The organism is Desulfurococcus sp., assembly GCA_026626905.1.
GTDB lineage: Archaea > Thermoproteota > Thermoprotei_A > Sulfolobales > Desulfurococcaceae > Desulfurococcus.
On sequence record JAPNUX010000001.1, the window covers coordinates 204,462 to 223,903 of the forward strand.

Consider the following 19,442-nt stretch of genomic DNA (forward strand, 5'->3'; position numbering starts at 1 on the left):
TCTAGCTGGACAGTATTTTAGGGTGCAAGCGAGTTGGAGAAGCTCAGCCTTGATCAAGCTGTAGACAGAATTAACAGTGTTATTAGAGCTGTATCCAAGGTCTATGTTGGTAAAAGCGAGCTCGTCAAGCTCGCTGTTGCAACCCTCTTCTCAGGCGGGCACCTGCTGATCGAGGGGTACCCTGGGACTGGTAAAACTCTTCTAGCTAAGGCTCTCGCCAGAGCTATTGGTGGAGTCTATAGGAGGGTACAAGGGCACCCTGATATTCTACCAAGTGATATTCTAGGCTTCCACATATACAGGCCTGGAGGAGAGAGAGTGCTTGTCCAGGGCCCTGTTTTCACTAATATCCTGCTTTTCGATGAGATCAATAGAACGCCGACTAGATCTCAGGCTGCACTACTAGAAGCTATGCAGGAGTACCATGTTACAATAGATGGCGTCACATACCAGCTACCGCGCCCCCTGCTGGTTATAGCAACTCAGGTTCCCGTTAAGCACGCTACCGGTGCATACCAGCTCATGGAGACGCTTGCAGACAGGTTTGCTGTTGCTGCTCAAAGCTACTATGGCTCGATGGAGGAGGAATTCGAGATAATTTCCAGGTCTGATGTCATACTTACCCTCCCGGTAGAGCAGGTCACAACACCCAGGGAGGTTGAGGAGACTGCGAGGGTTCTCCAAGAGCTAGTCCATGTGGAGAACCATGTTATGGACTACATGGTTAGACTTGTAAACTATGTGAGAAGCCATCCTTCTGTTGCACTCGGCCCCTCGCATCGTGCTACTGTGAGCTTGCTGAGGATTAGTAGAGTGCTAGCCTTAATGAATGGTAGAGACTATGTTATCCCAGATGATGTAAAATGGCTTCTACCCTACGTGATTGCACATAGAGTCTGGCTTAGAAGAGAGCATGAGATTGAAGGGGTTACAGTAGACGCTATCATTAGGGAGGCCCTCGAGAATGTCCCGGTTCCAAAGTAGCGTGGAGAGCGGGTTCCTGCTGCTCGGGCTCAGCGTTGTAGTTGTATCTGTAATACTAGCACTCTATAGTACTAGCATTAGTGATACAGGGCTTCTAGGTATTGCTTTATCAACCGGTGTTGTCGGCGGGGTACTAGTAGTATTAGGGACGGCTCCTCGAGGAGAATCACTTGAAGCACTCTACTTCTACACTAGGATGATTGTATCAGGCTCTACAGTCGTGCTTGAAGACTTAGACCTACTCGACGCTAAGCTCTGCGCCATCGATAAAGGAAGCCATATTGCACTAGTATACAGTAAGATAGCGTGCACTGATACCGTTGACCCAGGTGTTGGCTTTGCATCTGGAGTCCCCTACTACGCTATACCAGTGAGTGTTCCCGTAGAGGTGCCGGCTGCCATAGGAGAGTCTAATGACGCCATTGAAGAGGCATTAAACGCAGTGCTAGTTGAAGAGCTAGGTTTATGCAGGAGTGTGAGAGTTGAAAGTGAAGGCGGCCTCCTCAGAATCCATGTTATTGGTGTTTCACCACTTCTTGCAGGCTACACAGGGTACCCGGTTAATCCAGCTGTACTCATCCCGCTTGCAGTTCTAGCGAGGATCACAGGCTCTAGGATAGTAGAGCTCGTTGAGAAACAGGATTCACCGAGAAGTACTGTTCTAACAGTGAGAGTCAGTGGTGGGTTAGAGCTTAAAGGGGAGGGTTAGGCGTGGCGGGCCGTCTCGACTTATTCCTCCTGCTTTACACAGGGCTAGTGGAGCTAGGCGGGCTCTGGCTATACCTTCTAGGTGAGAAGAGGGCTACAACATACCTAGCAGTCAACATCCTCGTCTACCTGCTTTTATACTCGATTCTCAAGCCTATCCCCTCCACGCTGGCACGGGGTCGATTACTCACGATTATACTCTTCACTGTTTTCATGGCTATTGTAGCCTACAGGGTCTACGAGGTGCTTTCACCTTGAGGCAGCGTAGAGCCCTGCTCCTCTTAGTTTCTCTAACTCTAGTTGCTGCCGTGTCGCCAGGCGCTCTGGCTGCTAACAGCGAGGTTGACTGCCTCTACCATCTTGCAGTTCTCGAGAAGACGCTTAACTATGCTACGGGGCTGGATCCTCAGGGTTCAATTATAGCCTGGTATATGGCTAACGCTACTATGCCTCAGCTTCAATTCTACAGGGATACATGGACTACAATACTAGGCTACTATGATGTCGTAGGTGAGGTTGCGAGTCCAGTTGGAGTACTCAATGCTTCAAGCCTCTACTATAAGATCGCTGGTGTCGTCCAGGGTTTAACATCTATAAGAGGGTATGCGGAGACCCTGGCTTCATGCTCACGCGACCGTAGCTCGGCTAGCAAGCTCATCGAGAGAATAAACTTGGAGCTGGAGAGCATGGAGAGCAAGCTCAGCGGGATCCTGGAGATTCTAACTGAGGTATACAGTGGTGTAATAGAAGTCGGTGTATCCCCTCCTAGAGACTACTACGAGCCTGGCGAGAAGGTATACGTGGAGCTGAGAGCCGCAGGTGGAAACTACACTCCAAGGTTTCTCAGCGTGTATACCTGGCCTTCACTAATACTCGTAGAGAGATCCATCTTCAGTAGCATAGAGAATAGAGTGCTACTAGAGATACCTTCAGCTAAAGAGCTCTACGAGAAAGGGCTTACCAGGGATGTGAGGAGCGGGGTGCTTAAGCTCGTGTTAACAGTAGAATTGGATGCCGCCGGGAGAACAGTAAGAGTCTCCAGGATACTCGAGGCTAGATACTACACGCCGGAGATTACATTAAACGCTTCAGTAATTGATGCTGCAAGAGGTCTACTCAGAGTTCAAGTAGCATCGGATCAAGAGTATACTGGACTCCTCGAGATTAACGGGGAGCGAGTAGCTAACATAACACTTAAACCCGGATTAAACGAGCTAGAGGTGAGTATAGAGAGGCCTCTAAACCAGGTGGTTACATTAAGGCTCTGCGTGGAGGCTACTGCAAAAACTCTACCTGCATGCACTAGTGTCTCGCTCGGCTTTAACCAGGTACCTATACCTAGAATAAGCCTACAGGTAGATTCACCCGTATTCACACTACTCGGCTCTCTAGGGTTTACTCTCGTAAACGAGGAGGATAAGCCAGTTAACGTGACAGTTTATGCAGGAGACCTAGTACTGTTTAACGGCCTGTTAGCCGGCTCCACCACGCTGAGCATGCATGCAGGCTACCTGCCTTTCAACACAGTAGTGATTAGAGTTGTAGTCGAGGCTTACACAGCGAGAACACCAGTTCTGGAGAAGAACATCATTGTAGTTAATACAATGTCACTGGCAGCTGCAGCCTCCACAATACTGGTCTCAGGAATCCTGCTTCGTAGACGCGTGGCGGACGTGATGCAGGGAGCTCTTACAGTTTTAACCCGGGTGAAGAGGAAGACGAGCAGGCTTAGGCCCACGGGACTCAAAGAGTATCAGGGTATACTGAAACCCTATGCTCTAGGATTAGGCTCGAGGATAGCTAGGCTCTACTATGATGTTGTTGCAAAACTAGGAGCCCGTCTACCCTACCCGCCTGAAACACTAAGAGAGCACTACTCAAGTGCTGTTTCCCCAGCTATCTCTAGAAGCCTGGTTAAAGAGATCGTTGAGAGACTCATGTACTTAGCTGAACGCGACATGTACTCAACGAGGAAGCCCAGCCTCCCTGAAGCCGAGAAGCTCTACCGAGGTGTAGTTAATGCGCGGAGGAAGTAGTCCTGTAATCCTCGTAACACTACTGCTAGCATTGACTACAGGGATAGTATTGCTAACTGTAATCCCGTCGAGCAAACCCTACAGCATATACAATACAGGTGGAAACGGGTACTCGAAGCTAGCTTCACTAGAGAACACTAGATGGGTCTCGAGTCTACTCCAGCTTAGTGGAGTAGATGCAGAAGGGTCAATTCTCATTGTGAGTCGAATGAGGGCTTTAACCGAAGGAGAGGTTAGCGAGCTACAAGCATACGCTGCGAGAGGTGGCATAGTTCTAGCCTATGGATCAAGAGAGATGCTTGCTAGTCTCATCGAGCACCTAGGCTTGAATATCGTGTTGGGAGGCAGCGTGTACGACCCTATCTTCAATGCAGGCGACAAGAGCCTAGTACTAGCTAACTCAACTCTGTGTAAAGCTACCCTCGTTCTCCCCGAGCCTGCAGTATTCGAGGTGGCCCGTGAGAGTAGAGTAGAGGTGGCTGCGTGGAGTAGCCCTCTCTCATACGTGGATTCCAATGGCAACAGCTTCTATGACCTAGATGAGCCTATTCAACCTTCTCCGCTGGGTGTTAGAATCCCGGTTGGCGAAGGCTCCATCATAGTGTTCTCGACGCCGTGGCTTCTCGCCAACAGTGTACTGGAATATAACACTGGATTCCTTAATTGTATTTCAGCAGGGAGATACATCGTAATTGATGAGAGCGAGGTTTTCAGAGACCCTGTTGAATACTTGAGGAGCATGCTGCGGGGGAGTTCTTTCTCCCCCCTCTATGTAGTGGCTATGGTGGTTATTCTAGCATTGATACTGTACTACTTGTACGAGAGGTGAAGCCTTGAGGAGGCTGCTTGTACTAGCTGCTGAAGCTCTCGGAGTACTACTGGTGGTGTTTTCAAGCAGAGACTACACTCTAGCTGTATCTCTGCTAGCCGTAATGATGCTAGCGTTACCCGGTTCTACTCACCTAGTCTATATTTCAGCATACGCGTATACTCTACTAGCGATTATACTTGAAGGTAGCTTGACTATCCAAGTAGCATCTATTACTGTACTGCTACTAGGCTACTTGTACTACTTTAAGCTGTATACAAGAGAGGATTTTCCACGTAAGATTCTAGTGTCGCTTCTAGCCTTCACGCCACTCTACTTGCTTAACCTGAGGTCGCTTATAGCACCAGTTGTAATCCTGCTGGCTACGCTGGCAGCCTCTGTGAGAGAGGGTTTAAGGCTGAGTCATTCAAGTGTAAAGGTGAGTACTTCTGAGAGCATTGTGCGTCTAGGTGGAGGGCTAGCACTGAATACCCGTGTAGAGTGTAAAGGCCGCTTCAAGTACAGTATTATCCTAGATGGCAGGACTGCCAGCTCAGGTATTAGAGACAGCAGCTTCGAGGAGACACGTATCATTAAAGCAGGTATTCTAGGCCACCATAAGCTTAGAGTAGAAGTCAGGCTCAGCGATCTCAGAGGGCTTGCATCAATCACTCACGGACCCTACACCATAGACTACACTGTGGTACCCGGGGTCGCTGAGATCCTGGAGAGAGCTGAAGCCGTGCTTAAACGCTACTCCACGTATCTTAAATCACCGAGTGTTTACAGAGTAGTATTAGCTGCAAGTAGTGCTAGAGGTATCTCTAGTGGAGCACAGAGTGGAGGAATTAGCGGGGGGATGACGACAAAGGATTCAGCTGGGAGGATCCTAGAGGCTGTTCTACTAGTTCCTAGAAGGCTTGTTGAAAGCATTGAGAGCGCGGTTAAAGCCTACCGAGGCGAGTACATTGGCCTGCGAGACTATCAGCCGGGTGACCCTCCTCACCTCATATACTGGAAGAGGTCTATGGTGCGCGAGGATGTAGAGAAGCTCTACGTTAAACAGTACTCTAGGAGCAGTGAAGAAGAGGGGGCTGGGGGTGGAGGCGAGGTCACTGTTATCTCTGATCTAACATCTGTGAGCCCTATGGAACTAGACCTCCTACTCCAGGCAACATACAGTATACTCCTCTCTCATGCAGGTATCCGTGGAGACGCCTACCTCTACGTTAAAACCCCTAGGAGCGGCGCTTTCCTCTTTAAGGGTAAGGTGATAGATGTAATTCTAGGATTAAACACTCTACTCGTCGAGGAGGATGTCACACCACTCTACTCGTATGATACGTGGGAGAGAGTGAGAGGAATACCACTCGGCGAGTCAAAGGGCTTCATCAGAGGGCTTGAAGAATACTATGAAGCCTACGCTAACGCTTTAATTAATGTCATCGAGCGAGCAGGCGTTAGGAAGAAGAGCGTATTCCACCTAGTGCACTCTAATGCTCTCAGCTTAAAGTACTCGATTCTATCCAGTATACTAGCTGAGAGAGGTTATATTGTTGCAAGAGTTTAAAATGAGTAGTAAGGTAGAGTTTTATTCCAGCTGTGCTGAAATAGTGAGATGTGTGGTGGGATAGTTGAATTTAACACCCTACCTTCTAGTGATACTACTGCTCTCACCATTAATACAGGTATCCCCCGCTTACCAAGACCTCAGCACAGAGGTATTAGAGGGGAGGCTCGCCGACCTCCTAGCTAGAGCCGGCAGTCTAGAGGATAAAGGAGTTAATGTTAGTGGAGTCATAGCGCTCCTCGATAGAGCTGCAAAATACATTGATGCAGGCAGATACGAGGATGCTGAGAGACTCCTCTCTGAAGCGGAAGGAGTGCTAGCGGGTCTCGAAGAAGAGTCTAACACAGTGTACCTGGGGAATTTAATTGTAAAGGGGGTTGAAGCTGCTATTATAGCCTCCATACCTCTCGCAGTATACTTTCTGCTTCCCCGCTTCTACATTTACACTTGGTTTAAGCTTAAGAGGAGGTGGCTTGTGAGGCGGTAGCTCCATGCTACTCGACGAAGAAGTCTTCGCGGTCATACTAGCAGTCTCCGTGATAGCCTCAGTGGTAGGCTTAGTATACCTTTTAAAGCCGGTTGAAACTGAGCCCTTCATAGCTCTTGGACTCCTGGGTAAAGACTGCCTTATAGGAGGCTACCCTAAAACCGTGATCAATAATACTAGAGTCGAGTTATGCTTATTCATCGGCAACTACTTGGGGAGCCCCGTCTACTATCAAGTGCGTTACAAGATAGCTAGCACACCGGATCAACTGCCATCAAATACCACGCCATCGCCTCTCCCTACACTCAGCTACTGGAGCGGTGTCCTGGAGAATAATGCCAATACTACTTTTAGAGTGGAGGTACCAGTGTATACTACAAGCGACTCTAATACCACAGCACTAGTCTTCGAGCTATGGACGCGCAGCAAGGAGGGATGGGTTTACACTGGTAGATGGGTTCACCTATACGTGAATGTAACATCGTGGTGAGATCCTTGAGTAACAGGAGATCCATGACTCTAGAGGAGTATATTGAAAACCGCGGGGGATTTAACTGGAGGGTTCTTAGAGAAGTGTACAGTGAAGTTGCGAGAGGCTCTATTAGACTAGTAGACCCGGAGCCTCCTGCAAGCCTCGTAGAATACTTCTTCAGACTAGACTACACGCTGTGGTACTGGGCTACGCTCACTATAACACTGCTCACAATCCTAGTAGTCCTCCTCTCCGAGAACCTTGGGTTCAGCCAGCTACTACCCTTAAGGTACATCCTAGGATCGCTCTACGTTCTCTTCACGCCAGGCTACACGCTGGTTGAAGTACTATACCCTGAGGAGAAAAGCCTTACACCCCTCGAGAGGACAGCTCTCTCAATAGGATTATCTCTCTCCATAGTACCCCTGCTAGGACTACTATTAAACTATACACCAGTAGGCATAAGGCTTAACTCAGTGCTACTAGCCCTGGGATCCTTTACCCTGCTAGTAGCTACAGCAGCCGTTTACAGGAAGTATAGTATACTGAGGACTAGGAAGCTAGCGGAAGCTGTGTAAAACTGTAGTACCCTAGAGATCAAGGGGTAGGGGGACAAGCAGGCTTCCCGCGTGAAGGCGACGTGGAAACCCGCCTAGGCTGTGGAAGCCGAGTTCTAGCCGAGCCAGGTTAATCCTGGATGAAAGCTTAGCTGTCAGCCTGGCGGTCGCTCTGAATTCATCCCGCAGAATTGTGAAGGTAAGGTGAATAAATTTCTATAGGCGGGATCTCAGCGTAAAAAGCGGTAGGGGCATGTGGAGTTAATGGAGGTTAACTGGAGAGATCCTTTCTCTTAAACCTGTATAATCCTAGTATGAACGGTATGAGAGTCCATGCAGTGAACGCTAGTGCTATGTACTCTGGTTTAACTACTTCTCTAACTACGTTTACCATGCCTTCGTATACCACGCTCTTGTATGTTATGGGTGCTGTAATTAAATCTAGGAGCTGCAAGGGGTTGAAGTAGCTGAACAACAACTGGATCCTCGTGAACTCCTCGAGTGTAGTAGCATGGAACACTGTGATGGAGGTGATCACTCCTATAATCTTAATGACCACTAGGAAGAATACGTATAGTCCTATAGCAGTAGCCAGGTAGAGGCTGCCCTTTAACTCGACTGCAGCATAGTAGACTAGCGTGTAGAATGCTACTAGGGATGCGGCGAGACCCGTGTATATTAACAGCAGGTCTGAGGATGAAAGGGTGATGTGGAGGAGAACACGGATACCGATATATAGTGATGCAACCAGTAGTGCTGGAGCTACTAAGGCTACTAGTACTCCAGCAGTATATCGGGTAATGTATACATCAGTCCTCGTGACAGGCCTTGCTAGAATAAACTCTAAGGCTCCCTGGCTCTTCGGCTTAGCTATTGATGTGTAAGCTAGGTATAGCATTATAACAGGAAAGAAGCTTGAGAACAAGCTTATACCGGCCTGCATAATACTCGCTGTGACAACCTCGGCAGCACCTCTCAAGTTCAAAATGTATTGATAAACGCCGGTGCTATTGCCGGCTGTATAAACCATGGTTAAACATACAAGCTTAGAGTCATCGAGAACCTCTGAGGGAACACTGATTGTGTACTGGTAGATCTTCATCCCTTCCTCTATGCTGCCGAGAAGCTTGAACTGGCAGAGGCTAACGTTTCTAGTGTCTACTCCACACATAGTTTCCTCATATCTCATATATATGGATGAATCAGTAGATTGATCTGTACTATTATAGAGTACCTTGCTCACATTGTAGTATAAGCTCACAGGCTCCTTTACAATCTTAGCGACCCCAGCTATAACGTATATTTTCCCACTCGTAGGTATTATACTGTAGCATGGGCGTGTATCTCTAGCTACTCCTGTATCATCTGAACCTGGTATGATGTACCCAGCATCCTCAATACCATATGAGCCTAGATTAAAACAACCTGAGAACACCATTGATATCGTATTATTTTGAGGTACCAAGGGCGCACTTTCCAGTAGTCTACCCCCCTCTCGGATTGTGAAACCTCCAATTTCCACTCCGTAGTTAATCCATAGAGCTGAGTCTAGTGGTGTAAAGTACTGTTTAACTGTATCATTAAATTCCAGTTTTAGAGGTGTGTCACCTTTAATTCTATAGTCACCTAGATTTATCACAGTGCTATTTTTAAGCGAATGAATTTGGACTGATATCTTAACGTCAACCGGCTTCAAATCATGATCGTATACACCGGGTATTAGCTCGAGTACCCCTCTCGATGGATCCAGCCTGTAGAGTACTATACCTCCATATAGCTCCTGCGGGTTCCGCGTTACAACTGTCTGCGTTGTAATGTATGCAAGCCCGACCCCTGCTACTGTGAATAATATAAGTGCTATTAGAGTGGATGCCCTGATGAAGAGCCGCTTGAAATCGTAGACTACAGGCTTCACTATCCTTCACCTCTTCTCACTAACTCGAAGAAGAATGATTCAAGGTCTCTTTCCTCGTATTTTACTTCCCTTACGTGTACACCTTTTCTAACGAGTTCTGCTACTATTTCCTCCGAGCCTACTTTTCCCTCAGGTTTAACATGTATCACTGAGTTCTCTACGCTTACTTCCCCGAAGCTTCTAGCGATTTCAACGGCTTTCTCGAGTTCTTCTGCGACTCTTATCATTATAGAGGGTTTAGCCAGCCTTCTCACTTCATCCATGGTGTAAACTCCTATGATCCTACCTTTATGGATGAATACTACTCTATCAGCTATCTGTTCAACCTCACTGAGTATGTGGGAGGAGAATAAGACTGCCTTACCCTGCTTCCTGAATTCACGAGTTAGCTCTCTAAAGAACTGTATGCCTTGGGGGTCTAGTCCATTGAGGACCTCGTCGAAGACGTAGTTGGCTGGATCGCTTATCATGGAGACTGCTAGAGCAAACCTCTTCTTCATCCCCTGAGAGTACTCTGAGAGCTTCTTGTACAGTGCATCGCTTAAACCGACTCTATCGAGTAGCTCTCTTCCAAGTTTAATAGCATCACTACGGCTTACCCCGTAGTATCCTGCTAGATACGTGAAGTAGTCTAGTGCTTTATGCTCCTCCTCGAATACAGGTTTCTCGGGGACCCAGCCGATCCTCTCGGAGGCTTTCTTCTTCTCTCTGAAGACGTCGAATCCATCAACTACAACTCTACCGGTGTCAGGGTTAAGCACGCCTGCAATAATCCTTATAGTGGTTGTCTTACCAGCTCCATTCAAGCCTACGTAGCCTACGATCTCACTATTGCTGACGGTGAATGATACATATGATAATGCTCTAGTTCTACCGAAGGTTTTCGAGATGTTTTCAATGATCATCAACGGCTTCCACCGGTCTACTCTAGAGATCACTGAGTTATTCTCCTATTATTTAAACCTGGGGGTTAAAGAGAGGTGAAAACTGTTACCAGTATTGGTGCAGGCATGGCTAGATGCCGTATCTGCGGTAGAAGTAAGGCTGTATCTAGTGTTATAGGGTACTGCAGGGACTGCTTAATTAAGCACTGGGAGAGAGTTAAAAGTAGTGTACTAGAGGCTCATAGAGAGGTTAGAAGACTCCTTCAGTTGACACCTGAGACACCAGTACACCCTGATGGATTAAAGTGCAGGTTCTGTGGAAGGGGCTGCGTGATCCCAGAGGATAGTAGAGGGTACTGTAGCTTCATAGTGAATCGTAGAGGGGCTCCAGGTAATATTCTAGGTAGCTTCGAGCTAGCCCTCGGCGACTGGTACTATGATCCACATCCAACAAACTGTGTTGCATTCCCAGTATGCCCTGCTATAACCGGGGAGGGCTATCCGAGGTATGCTTTAAGCCCTCTAGGTGAGCACGGCTATTATAATATAGCTGTATTCTACGGCTCATGTAACCTGAACTGCCTCTACTGCCAGAACCACGTGTTCAAGAAGTATGCTGCAGCGAAATACCCCTTTATGAGTGTTGAGGACCTGGCTGGAGCAGTCAACTCTAAGACTACATGCGCCTGCTTCTTCGGTGGTGACCCAGCCCCTAATGCTGTTCACGCCTTAATGGCTGCTAGAAGAATGATCTCCAGGGCCAGGGAGATAGGGCTCCAGGTATTCAGAGTCTGCTGGGAGACTAATGGATTATGGGAGAGAAGCCTCCTGAGGGAGGCCTTGAAGATAAGTCTTGAATCAGGAGGCATAGTTAAATTCGATGTTAAAGCATACACTCCTCAGGTATACACTGCTCTTACAGGAGTAGACTAGAAGCACGTTAAAATAATATACGGGAACCTTGAGTACGCTCTAAGAGAATTCAGTAGGCTTAGAAGCAGTCCACCTCCGATAGTAGTCTCAGTGCTCCTTGTACCAGGGTACGTGACAGTTGAAGAAGTCGAAGGAATAGCAGGCTTCATAGCAGGCTTAAACCCTGAGACACCATTAGTTCTATTAGCATTCCACCCAGACTTCTACATGAGTGACCTTCCAGCTACTAGCAGGAAGCACATGGATCAGGCAGTTAAAGCTGCTAGAGGGAGGGGGCTGAGAAACGTTTACATTGGCAACGAGTGGCTTCTAACAGACAGCGACTACCCGTTTTAAGAGGTTGTTGATGAAGACTTGAGTGGAGAGGGGAGGACTGCATCACAGTATTCGTAGAGGACTCCTCGCTAAGCACTACTAATTAGCTCTGGAGAGCATACTGTAGCTTAGGGGTTAGTGTTGAGCCGTACCACCTGCTATGTTAACGGCAGGGTGTACGTTAAATTCAAGCCTTTAATAGTAGAAGAGGCACTAGTTGTCTCCTACGATAGAATCCTGTACGTTGGCGAGGAGAGTAGAGCACTATCAATATGCGGGATCCTCAATGGTAGAGTAGTAGACCTTAACGGGAAAACCGTGATGCCGGGCTTCATAGACTCACACATGCATCTCGATGGATTAGGCTTCAGCCTGTCAACCCTGGATCTCAGAGGCGCTAGAAGCATCGAGGAAGTGAAGGATATAGTTAAGAGATACGTGGAGAAGTACTCGCCGGGAACTGTTCTCGGGCGTGGATGGGATCAAGAGTTATTCGAAGAGAAGCGCTGGCCGACACGCTGGGATCTAGATGAAGTTGTAGGTGATAGGCCAGTAATGCTGGTCAGGATATGCGGGCATGCCGCTGTACTGAATACTAAGGCTCTAGAGTTAACTGGTCTACTAGATAGCTCTTCTCCCTGGGTTTACAGGGATGAGAAGGGGACTCCGACAGGTATTATAGTAGAAGAAGCTGTTACCACAGCTCTAGAGAGGCTGCAGGGCTCGGTGAGCTTAGAGGAGAGAGTCAGGCTATTGAAGAAAGCGCTAGAGTACACGGCATCCCACGGGGTGACTACTGTTGGATTCATGAGCTGTGGTAGAGAATCTCTTAGAGCACTCATATCTCTACTAGGTGAGTGGAGGTATCCACGGGTTAGAGTCTACGTTGAACCAGGGCTACTAGATGAAGCTGTTAAACTAGGGCTTAGAGGAGGCTTTGGAAGCAGGCTGCTAAAGATAAAAGGTGTTAAAGTCTTCGCTGACGGAAGTCTCGGCGCTAGGACAGCATGGCTTACTAAACCTTACAGTGATGATCCTTCGAGCAGTGGCAGGCAGTTGATCACTAGGGAGAAGCTTTTAGAGGTTGCTAGAAGAGCCTCTGAGGCAGGCTTCCAAGTCGCTGTACACGGTATAGGTGATGCAGCCATAGACCTCATACTATCAGTATACAGGGATATAGAGGAGACTAGGAGGCTCAGGCATAGAGTAGAGCATGCATCAGTTATAAGACCTGATCAAATAGATGAAATCGTGAAACTTGGTGTAGCAGTCTCAGTGCAACCACGCTTCGCTATATCAGACTGGTGGGCTAAGGATAGACTAGGCTTAGAGAGACTGAAATGGCTTTACCCATTCAAAACAATGGCTACAATGGGAGTTCCACTAGGGTTCTCCACAGACTCCCCAGTAGAACCATTAAACCCGTGGGAAACAGTTTACGCAGCAGTCTCCAGGGAAGGAGGCGAAGCCTTGACGGTAGAAGAGGCACTACACTACTACACGCATGGATCAGCATTCATACTAGACGAGGAAGACGAGCTCGGGTCACTAGAAGCCGGGAAGCTAGCAGACCTCATAATAGTTGACAGGGATCCATTGAAGGCCAGGCTAGATGAGCTAAGAGAAATAAACTCTCAGATCCCCGTGAACCACTATTCCATTTAACGCAATATATTACCTTATCAGCCATCTCTTTAGAACTATGTATGACTTAGTATACTCTATTCGCGTCAACCTCTACATTAAAACAACATTGATAAGAATGTTTAAAACAAAATTTATTAGCCTGCAGTTTCAAAATAGATTACCTAGCAGAGTATATTTCAAGGTGGGCTTAATTGCGGGCTCAAGCCTCTAAGACCATTCTAGTATTAGCTATAGTCCTCCTAATTGGTATTGTAGCTGGCTATGGAATAGGGCTTGCAACCATAAAGCCTGAAACTGTGACAATCACGCAGACCCCGCCGGCCACACCCACTACTACTCCAACCCCGCCAACAGGGCAGCAAGTAACACTAAGAGTGATAGGTCCATGGGCTGGAGCTGAAATGGATGCCTTCATGGAGGTTATAAAGGCCTTTGAACAGGAACATCCCAACATAAAAGTAGAGTACTTGATCTATAGAGCCGAGGATATAGCTTCAGTAGCACCGGTTCAGTTTGCTGCAGGAATGACACCTGGAGACGTAATCTTTGGCTGGGGATGGTGGATTAAGAAGATGGGTGAAGAAGGCCATCTCTACGACCTAAGCGGGTTGGTTAACACTGATGAATTCATTAAGGGTATCTTCGACCAGGTAAAATCCGGTAACAGCATATACGGGCTTCCGTTTACAGCTTGGGCTAAACCCGGCTTCTGGTACAGGAAGTCATTCTTCGAGAGTCACGGGCTAAAACCACCTGAAACATGGAGTGAATTTCTAAGCCTTCTCCAGAATCTCAAGGAAAAGCTGAATGGGCCACCTATAGTCTCCGGAGATGGCATGGGTTGGCCTCTAAGCGATATCACAGAACACTTTATAATAACATTCGGGGGGCCGGAGCTTCAGTTAAAGCTTATCAATGGTGAAGTGAAATTCACGGATCCACAGGTTAAAAGTATATTCGAGAACTACTTAGTACCCTTAATCCGCGATGGCTACTTTAGCGAGCCAATAGAGTGGACGAAAGCAATAGAGCTATGGTGGAATGGTAAGTACGCTCTCTACTTCATGGGAACCTGGTTAACCGGCATGGTTCCGGATCCAAGCGACCTAGGATTCTTCCCGCTACCAGGATGCAAAGGGGTAGTTATGGGTACTGACTACCTCGCAGTCCCCAAGTATACTAAGCATCCCGAGGAAGCCCTCCTGCTCGCAAAGTGGCTGGCCACTGAGGGTCAGAGAATACACGTCGGTACAAAGGCAGGTAAGTTTGCTACATGGCTTAAAGTAAAAGTCGAGGATCACTGGAAGCCCATGCAGGAGGTCTACTCGAAGCTTAAAGACATGACTCCTCTACCCGACCTAGACGATACTGTTGGAGGAGACTGGCAGAAACTGTTCTGGGATCAATTAAAGCTACTATGGGTTAGCCCAGACTCCTTGAACCAAGTGCTTGAGACTCTTACAGCGAACTTCCCTAAGAAGTAGGTGGCTGGTCTTGAAGACCTCAACTCTAAGTGGTTTTTCCTTTATTATTCCTGCTTTAATACTAATTTCAATCTTTGTCGTATACCCGATTATTGCAACCATAGCTTTAAGCTTTAATGTAAGCCTTGGCTTAGGTGGAGGCGTGGTTCGTGACTCCCAGCCGGGCCTGGAGAACTACTACGTGGTGCTTGCAAGTCCTAGTTTCATTAATGTTCACGGTATTGAAACGCTATCCTTCCCCATGGGAGCCATAGTGCATAATATCTTGTGGATAGCTATTCATCTTCCTCTCACAATCATGCTGGGATTGCTCTTCGCGGTCCTCCTACAGAATGTGAAGGGTGGAGCGGTAATCAGGTCATTTATGTTTCTCGGGATGGTTATACCAATGATTGTGGGAGGACTTCTGATAATGTTCTCGTTAGACAGGGATCTCGGGGTTGTAAATCTCTTCTTAAAGGTTATCGGCTTAGGGAGTTATGCTAGAAGCTGGACTATATATCCTGATACAGCATTATTCTCCCTCATCCTTGGTTCCCTATGGCTGTGGAGTGGATTTAGTGTCACCCTCTACTCGGCTGGGCTCTCATCCCTCCCTAGAGAGCTTATTGAAGCAGCTGTGGTTGATGGTGCAAGCTTCAGAAGAATACTCTTTGACATCATAATACCTCAATTGAAGCCTGTTACAGTGACAGTTGTAGCTATGACTATACTATGGGATTTAAAGATATTCGATATAGTCTACGCTTCTACAATGGGGGGTCCCGGCGGTGCATCCATGGTTCTCGCGGTACTCATGTATGATTACTTCGCGAGAGCATTAAATTATCCTATGGCTTCTACGGTTGCAACAATACTTACCTTGGTGACAATACCTCCTGCAATACTATTATTTAAGTATTCGAAGACAGGTGAGGCCAAGTGAGAAGGAAGCTTGAAGCTTTTCACAGTGGGTTATTCCGCACACCATTTAAATGGCTAGTGGTTAACATCGTAATGTGGGCTGTAGGAATACTATGGATTACTCCTTTTATCGGGATTTTCATGACGTCTATTAGGCCTTTCAGCGAGGTAGTTTACGGCTGGTGGAGGTTAAACCCCTTCACCTTCACTTTAAGCAACTACTATAATGCTCTTTTCAATCCATCATTCTCACTACTACGCGGTATAGTGAACTCTTTCATAGTATCCATACCTAGCACTGTAATCCCAGTTCTCATTGCGGCGCTTGCAGCATACTCGTTTGCACGTTTCAGCCTCCCATTAAAGAACTATCTCTTCGTGTTCATGTTGTTCCTGATGGCTGTGCCTCAGCAGATGACGATAGTGCCTATATTCTTAATGCTAAAGGATATGCAGTTATTGAATACTTATCTTGGATTAATTCTGGTTCACTCTTCGTGGGGTATACCCTGGGTGACATTCTTCCTTAAAAACTACTTCTCACTGCTACCGGTAGAGCTGGAGGAAGCTGCACGCGTCGATGGAGCCACAAGCAGACAGGTATTCTTCGATATTATCCTCCCTGAGGCTCTACCAGGACTCATCTCAGCATCTGTTCTACAGTTTGCGTGGGTCTGGAATGACTTCTTCTTCGCCTTAATGCTAATCTTCGACCCTGATAAAATGGTTGTCACGCAAATGCTACCTAGACTTAAAGGCCAATACCAAGTAGACTGGGGCTTACTGTCCAGTGGCTCCGTGCTTGCTATGATAGTTCCTCTTCTAGTGTATGCACTCCTAAACAAATACTTTGTGAGAGGGTTCACCGGGTGGGCTTTAAAGAAATAGGGGGTGAAGGCATGTGGCTGTAGGCGTTAGAGTAGAAGACGTGTCAAAAATATTCCCGCCTAATACTATAGCATTAAAAGACGTGAGATTCGAGATCAAGCCTGGAGAATTCTTTGTAATCCTAGGCCCCTCAGGGTCCGGTAAGACCACTCTACTAAGGATCATTGCTGGGCTAGAGGTACCAAGTAAGGGGAGAATAATCTTTGGTGATAGAGTTATCGTTGATGCTGAGAAAGGAGTGTACGTTGAACCTAGAGAAAGAAACATCGGGATGGTATTCCAGAATTGGGCGTTATACTCGCATATGACAGCCTACGATAATATAGCATACCCGCTTAAACTCAAAAAGCTACCTAGAGATGAAATCGATAAACGCGTCAAAGAAGTGGCTGAAGCTCTAGGGATAAAAGAGCTCCTTCACAGGAAACCTGCTCAGCTTTCAGGCGGCCAGCAGCAGAGAGTAGCTTTAGCTAGAGCACTAGTCAAGCAACCCGATATACTACTGTTAGATGAGCCATTCTCAAACCTGGATGCTAGAGTAAGAGTCACTGCTAGAGAGTTCGTGAAAGAAGTGCAGAGAAAGCTTGGTATAACTTCAATACTTGTCACACATGACCAAGCGGATGCATTTGCTGTAGGAGATCGCATTCTAGTCTTAAGGAACGGTGTAGTCCAGCAGGTGGGCTCAAGAGAAGAGCTCTACGATAACCCAGTAAACCTCTTTGTAGCAAACTTCATCGGCGACCCGCCAATGAATATCGTGGAATTAAGTATAAACCACCCATTACTTGAAACCTTAGGGCTCAAGAAATTTGTATCGGAAAGCAGTAGAGTCTACCTCGGTGTAAGACCTGATGAAGCACTAGCTGTAGTGGAGAAAGGAAAAGCACATGCAACAGGTATAGTCACACTAATAGAGTATCTGGGCTCGAGAAAATACTGTAGAATAGAAACTCCAGATGGATTAGCTCTTAAGGTTTTAGCTGGAGATAATATATCAGAGGGCATGGAGGCCGGCATCTATATTAAGAAACTACACTTATTCCAAGCAAATGGTGAGAGAATTACAACCATTAATCTCTAACAACACCTTTAATTTCTACATCTCCATCTCCGATTTCCGTTCAAGGGGCAGCCAGCCCTCAGATTTCGCGAAGCCTCTACAGGAATATTACAGCTGGAAGCTAGGCTTCCTCTACTACTAATACCTTACCTCTTCTCATGAAGAATACGGCTTCACTTGGTGTTACAATATGTATTTCAAAGGGATGGTAGTATGGTAGCTTTAATTCCTCTTCAATAATAGATTTTATCTTCGCTTTAGCTAAAATACCCTTGGGATATTCTGATACAGGGACAACAACTAGTATATCTACATCACTTGCACCTATGTAATCGCCTCTAGCGATGCTCCCTATAAGGTATACTTGCGACCCAGGTAGATGCTTCTTAACTATTCTTGCAATTTCTTTAACCCACTTACGCCACGCATCAATCATTCTTCGTCTCTGAAGCAAAGTATCCGTGAAGAACCACACTAAGACTCACCTCTTAGGAGAGTGTTAATCACGTTAACAGCCTCCTCTACAAGCTTGATCATATCATCTGCATCCTCTGCAGTATAATCCTTTACGAAGTATCTTGCGAGAAGGTACGAGTCCTCTAAAGCAAGTATTCTCACCCTATTGCTCTTTATGAATTCCTCTAGCTTCATTGAACCGGATACTCTAGCTATCTCACCGAGAAGTCTTCTAACACTATGAGTTCTAGGGTAATCTCCTATGAAAACTAAAAGAGCGTACTTTAAGTATAATTGGAGAGCTTGCTCAGCTAGAAAGCAGGCTAGATCATAGTATCCCTTACTACGGGCACTTCTAGCTTCATCAAGAAATCTCATATACCTATCCTTTAAAACTAGCGCTTCTTCACTACTAGACATGACTCCTCTACCAATCTTGTTCTCATGGAATTCATTGGTAAAATATTAATGCTCTCCTAGTAGCTCTTTTGAGATTACTTCTCGATTCTCAGAATTACTGGTTTCACCCCGGTTTTATCGATAGTGTAGAGTACCCAGCCGTACCTATGGGGTACACCCTTGATTCTTCTCACTATTATCTGGCGTACCTGTACTGGTAGCTGCATGGGTAGGCCTTCTGCTAAGCTCTGGGTTTCAATTACCCCGTCGACTAAGTGTTCTACTGCATGGAGGTATTCTCTGAAGCTCTCCGTGGATGTGTGGAGTGATGCTATTATGGGTACTTCGAGAGACTTCGAGATGTTTGCTCTTAGCGTTTTCACAAACTCCATGAATCTAGTTGGGTCAAGAGATATCATTACGTCGTTCAGCGAGTCAATTATCACTAGCCCTCTTCCCTTCAACCCTCTTGACTCAACTACTCTTAGGATAGCGTTAACTATATTCTCCGGGTTCCTTGGATCCACCTCCTCGGCTACCAGTGGGTGCAGGATTCCCTTCCTGCTTTTTACCAGGTAGCTGAAGCCGTCTACTATTATTAGAAGCCTGCTTGTATTCTCATCTATTTTCAAGCCGAAGGATTCAAGCTGCCTTATGATAGTTAATGGATCGTCATCTATGCCGACGTATACTACTGGTTCACCGCTCTCCACGATGCTTCTAGCTATGTTGGCTAGTATAGCGCTCTTCCCGGATCCTCCCTCACCGCTTAGAATTACAAGCGTGTTCCTTGGTATACCCTCCGGGAGTATGTAGAGGAAGAGGTCTAGTTTAATGAGTATTCTTGAAGTCTCCATTAGATGCACCCTCTAGCTCATCTATACTAAACTATATGCTATATGTTTATTTATGCTTTGATTCAACCTTGTATGT

The 19,442-nt window shown here is 46.7% G+C and carries 21 protein-coding genes; 16 read left to right on the top strand and 5 right to left on the bottom strand.

Annotated elements, in window-relative coordinates; translation table 11 throughout:
• Positions 1-33 precede the first annotated feature (33 nt).
• The 9 genes from OWQ48_01080 to OWQ48_01120 all read left to right on the top strand — a co-directional run bounded on the left by OWQ48_01080 (position 34) and on the right by OWQ48_01120 (position 7,643).
• Positions 34-984 carry a MoxR family ATPase gene (locus OWQ48_01080; protein MCY0867814.1) on the top strand — a complete coding sequence of 317 codons (951 nt, stop codon included), beginning with the start codon at positions 34-36 and terminating at the stop codon, positions 982-984.
• Complete coding sequence (locus tag OWQ48_01085; GenBank protein MCY0867815.1) at positions 965-1,693, top strand: hypothetical protein; 729 nt, start codon at positions 965-967, stop codon at positions 1,691-1,693. Before OWQ48_01080 ends, OWQ48_01085 begins: the two co-directional genes overlap by 20 nt.
• A 2-nt stretch (positions 1,694-1,695) precedes the next feature.
• Entirely contained in the window at positions 1,696-1,950 is a 255-nt protein-coding gene (locus OWQ48_01090) for a hypothetical protein (protein ID MCY0867816.1), read from the top strand.
• The gene (locus OWQ48_01095; GenBank protein MCY0867817.1) at positions 1,947-3,728 is read left to right on the top strand and encodes a hypothetical protein; all 1,782 of its coding nucleotides are present in this window, start codon (positions 1,947-1,949) and stop codon (positions 3,726-3,728) included. Before OWQ48_01090 ends, OWQ48_01095 begins: the two co-directional genes overlap by 4 nt.
• Positions 3,712-4,557 carry a hypothetical protein gene (locus OWQ48_01100; protein ID MCY0867818.1) on the top strand — a complete coding sequence of 282 codons (846 nt, stop codon included), beginning with the start codon at positions 3,712-3,714 and terminating at the stop codon, positions 4,555-4,557. Before OWQ48_01095 ends, OWQ48_01100 begins: the two co-directional genes overlap by 17 nt.
• Positions 4,558-4,561: 4 nt before the next feature.
• Complete coding sequence (locus OWQ48_01105) at positions 4,562-6,106, top strand: DUF58 domain-containing protein (protein ID MCY0867819.1); 1,545 nt, start codon at positions 4,562-4,564, stop codon at positions 6,104-6,106.
• 64 nt (positions 6,107-6,170) lie between these two features.
• Positions 6,171-6,593: a hypothetical protein gene (locus tag OWQ48_01110; GenBank protein MCY0867820.1), complete on the top strand. Its 423-nt coding sequence runs from the start codon at positions 6,171-6,173 to the stop codon at positions 6,591-6,593.
• 4 nt (positions 6,594-6,597) lie between these two features.
• A complete protein-coding gene (locus OWQ48_01115; protein ID MCY0867821.1) occupies positions 6,598-7,083 on the top strand; it encodes a DUF1616 domain-containing protein in 486 nt (161 codons plus the stop codon).
• A 5-nt stretch (positions 7,084-7,088) separates the two neighbouring features.
• A complete protein-coding gene (locus OWQ48_01120) occupies positions 7,089-7,643 on the top strand; it encodes a DUF1616 domain-containing protein (protein ID MCY0867822.1) in 555 nt (184 codons plus the stop codon).
• Between the two features lie 250 nt (positions 7,644-7,893).
• Here the strand turns inward: OWQ48_01120 and OWQ48_01125 are convergent, their stop codons facing one another.
• Positions 7,894-9,537 (bottom strand): ABC transporter permease subunit, encoded by a 1,644-nt coding sequence (locus tag OWQ48_01125; protein ID MCY0867823.1) that lies wholly within the window; start codon positions 9,535-9,537, stop codon positions 7,894-7,896.
• Positions 9,537-10,442, bottom strand: coding sequence for an ABC transporter ATP-binding protein (locus OWQ48_01130; protein MCY0867824.1), 906 nt, complete (start codon positions 10,440-10,442; stop codon positions 9,537-9,539). Before OWQ48_01130 ends, OWQ48_01125 begins: the two co-directional genes overlap by 1 nt.
• 75 nt (positions 10,443-10,517) lie before the next feature.
• Here OWQ48_01130 and OWQ48_01135 point away from each other — a divergent pair, with 75 nt between their 5' ends.
• The 7 genes from OWQ48_01135 to OWQ48_01165 all read left to right on the top strand — a co-directional run bounded on the left by OWQ48_01135 (position 10,518) and on the right by OWQ48_01165 (position 17,675).
• Positions 10,518-11,354 carry a radical SAM protein gene (locus OWQ48_01135; GenBank protein ID MCY0867825.1) on the top strand — a complete coding sequence of 279 codons (837 nt, stop codon included), beginning with the start codon at positions 10,518-10,520 and terminating at the stop codon, positions 11,352-11,354.
• A 90-nt stretch (positions 11,355-11,444) separates the two neighbouring features.
• Positions 11,445-11,690: a hypothetical protein gene (locus OWQ48_01140; GenBank protein MCY0867826.1), complete on the top strand. Its 246-nt coding sequence runs from the start codon at positions 11,445-11,447 to the stop codon at positions 11,688-11,690.
• 120 nt (positions 11,691-11,810) lie between these two features.
• The gene (locus OWQ48_01145; GenBank protein MCY0867827.1) at positions 11,811-13,334 is read left to right on the top strand and encodes an amidohydrolase; all 1,524 of its coding nucleotides are present in this window, start codon (positions 11,811-11,813) and stop codon (positions 13,332-13,334) included.
• 173 nt (positions 13,335-13,507) lie between these two features.
• Positions 13,508-14,800 (top strand): ABC transporter substrate-binding protein, encoded by a 1,293-nt coding sequence (locus tag OWQ48_01150; GenBank protein ID MCY0867828.1) that lies wholly within the window; start codon positions 13,508-13,510, stop codon positions 14,798-14,800.
• A gap of 10 nt (positions 14,801-14,810) precedes the next feature.
• Entirely contained in the window at positions 14,811-15,725 is a 915-nt protein-coding gene (locus tag OWQ48_01155; GenBank protein ID MCY0867829.1) for a sugar ABC transporter permease, read from the top strand.
• A complete protein-coding gene (locus OWQ48_01160) occupies positions 15,722-16,591 on the top strand; it encodes a carbohydrate ABC transporter permease (GenBank protein ID MCY0867830.1) in 870 nt (289 codons plus the stop codon). Before OWQ48_01155 ends, OWQ48_01160 begins: the two co-directional genes overlap by 4 nt.
• 13 nt (positions 16,592-16,604) lie before the next feature.
• Positions 16,605-17,675 carry an ABC transporter ATP-binding protein gene (locus tag OWQ48_01165; protein MCY0867831.1) on the top strand — a complete coding sequence of 357 codons (1,071 nt, stop codon included), beginning with the start codon at positions 16,605-16,607 and terminating at the stop codon, positions 17,673-17,675.
• A gap of 100 nt (positions 17,676-17,775) precedes the next feature.
• On the opposite strand, the gene OWQ48_01170 is transcribed toward OWQ48_01165, so the two are convergent.
• The 3 genes from OWQ48_01170 to OWQ48_01180 form a co-directional block, all read right to left on the bottom strand.
• Positions 17,776-18,108: a nucleotidyltransferase domain-containing protein gene (locus OWQ48_01170; GenBank protein ID MCY0867832.1), complete on the bottom strand. Its 333-nt coding sequence runs from the start codon at positions 18,106-18,108 to the stop codon at positions 17,776-17,778.
• 20 nt (positions 18,109-18,128) lie between these two features.
• The gene (locus OWQ48_01175) at positions 18,129-18,530 is read right to left on the bottom strand and encodes a HEPN domain-containing protein (protein MCY0867833.1); all 402 of its coding nucleotides are present in this window, start codon (positions 18,528-18,530) and stop codon (positions 18,129-18,131) included.
• A gap of 74 nt (positions 18,531-18,604) precedes the next feature.
• Positions 18,605-19,366, bottom strand: a complete 762-nt coding sequence (locus OWQ48_01180) for an AAA family ATPase (GenBank protein MCY0867834.1) — start codon at positions 19,364-19,366, stop codon at positions 18,605-18,607.
• Between the last annotated feature and the right edge of the window lie 76 nt (positions 19,367-19,442).

Bases quoted from the DNA above. Each gene is read 5' to 3' on its own strand.
- OWQ48_01115 (MCY0867821.1), top strand. From the start codon at position 6,598: ATGCTACTCGACGAAGAAGTCTTCGCGGTCATACTAGCAGTCTCCGTG.
- OWQ48_01100 (MCY0867818.1), top strand. From the start codon at position 3,712: ATGCGCGGAGGAAGTAGTCCTGTAATCCTCGTAACACTACTGCTAGCA.
- OWQ48_01130 (MCY0867824.1), bottom strand. From the start codon at position 10,442: ATGATCATTGAAAACATCTCGAAAACCTTCGGTAGAACTAGAGCATTA.
- OWQ48_01180 (MCY0867834.1), bottom strand. From the start codon at position 19,366: ATGGAGACTTCAAGAATACTCATTAAACTAGACCTCTTCCTCTACATA.
- OWQ48_01085 (MCY0867815.1), top strand. From the start codon at position 965: ATGTCCCGGTTCCAAAGTAGCGTGGAGAGCGGGTTCCTGCTGCTCGGG.
- OWQ48_01175 (MCY0867833.1), bottom strand. From the start codon at position 18,530: ATGTCTAGTAGTGAAGAAGCGCTAGTTTTAAAGGATAGGTATATGAGA.